1 protein-coding gene is annotated in these 1,582 nt (G+C 68.0%); it reads left to right on the top strand.

What is annotated here, in order from left to right:
- Positions 1 to 84 precede the first annotated feature (84 nt).
- Positions 85 to 1,553 (top strand): IS3 family transposase gene (locus ACIBI9_RS67860; RefSeq protein WP_397239687.1). Its coding sequence is split into 2 segments (ribosomal slippage): positions 85 to 475 and positions 475 to 1,553, totalling 1,470 coding nucleotides; the frame shifts between segments, so codons are not numbered across the junction.
- The last annotated feature ends 29 nt before the right edge of the window (positions 1,554 to 1,582 follow it).

The following is a 1,582-nucleotide window of genomic DNA, read 5'->3' as shown; positions in this document are numbered from 1 at the left end:
CCCTCTCTGTCAGACTCTCGTGAGACCTGGGGACGAAGTAGTCTTCTGTGACTCAAGCAGGGCGAGAACAGGATCTTTCAGACAGTGACCTTGACCGTGGCCGACCTTCGCGGGGATCTCGCCGATGATGGTGAGGTGGGCAAGGATGACAACAGACCTCGATCGGATCGGCCGAAGCGGCGCTCGTTCACGCCGGAGTACAAGCTGGCGATGGTCGAGGCCTACGACGCGGCGACCGAGCCGGGCGCCAAGGGCGCGTTGCTGCGCCGCGAGGGGCTGTATCACTCCCACATCATCGAGTGGCGCAAGGCCCGCGACGCAGGAGCGTTGAGCGCGCTGGCGGCCAAGCCGTCCGGGCCGAAGACGCGCAAGAGCGAGGCCGAGAAGGAGAACGAGCGGCTGCGGGCGCGGGCGGAGAAGGCCGAACGCGAGCTGGCCAAGACCAAAGCGGCGCTGGAAATCATGGGAAAAGCGCACGCGCTCTTGGAACTGCTCTCCGAGAGCGCGGACAACGACGCGCCGCCCAAGAGGTGATCGACGAGGCGTTCGCCGCGCTGGAGCCGGTGCTCGGTGTGACAGCGGCGTGCGCGTTGTCGGGCAAGTCGCGGGCCACCGTGCACCGCCATCGCCATCGCGCGCCGGTAGTGCTCGGCCCGCGCCCGGCGCCGGCGCCGCATCCGGCGGCGCTGAGCTCGGATGAGCGGGCGCAGGTGCTGGCCGTCTTACGCTCGCCGCGGTTCGTCGACAAGGCGCCGGCGCAAGTGTGGGCCACGCTGCTGGACGAGGGCGTCTACCTGTGTTCGATCTCCACGATGTATCGGCTGCTGCGCGCGTGCGGTGAGGTACGCGAGCGCCGGCGGCAGGCGACTCATGCGGCCCGGGTGCGGCCCGAGCTGGTCGCCCGCGCTCCGTCCCAGGTGTTCACCTGGGATATCACCAAGCTGAAGACAGCGGTCAAGGGCGTCTACTGCGACCTCTACGTCATGATCGACATCTACTCGCGCTACGTCGTGCACTGGGAGGTCCACACCCGCGAGAACGCCGAACTGGCCGAGCAGTTCATCGCCGCGGCCGTCGGTGCCAACGGCGGCCAGGCGCCTGCGCACGTGCACGCCGACCGCGGCACCTCGATGACCTCCAAGCCGGTCGCCGCGCTGCTGGCCGACCTGAACATCGCCCAAAGCCACAGCCGACCCCGGGTATCCAACGACAACCCCTACTCCGAGGCGCAGTTCCGGACGCTGAAGTACTGCCCGGCCTTCCCCGAGCGCTTCGGCTCCCTTGCTCACGCCCGCGCCTTCTGCACCGAGTTCTTCGCCTACTACAACCACGAGCACCGGCATTCCGGCATAGGCCTGCACACCCCGGCCTCCGTCCATCTGGGCACCGCCGACAAGATCCGGGCCGAGCGAGCACGAACGCTCCAGGCCGCCTACGCCGCCAACCCCGGCCGGTTCCGCCGCAAGCCCACCCCGCCCAGCCTGCCCACCGCCGTCTGGATCAACGAACCCGCCAAGGAGGAAATGAGCTCCGATACAGAACAAGTCGCCTGAAACGTCTCAAACAGTTTGACAGCTACCGC

The organism is Nonomuraea sp. NPDC050451 (assembly GCF_044458585.1).
Note: the sequence above shows the minus strand (reverse complement) of the source record. Positions and strands in the feature narration are given on the sequence as shown.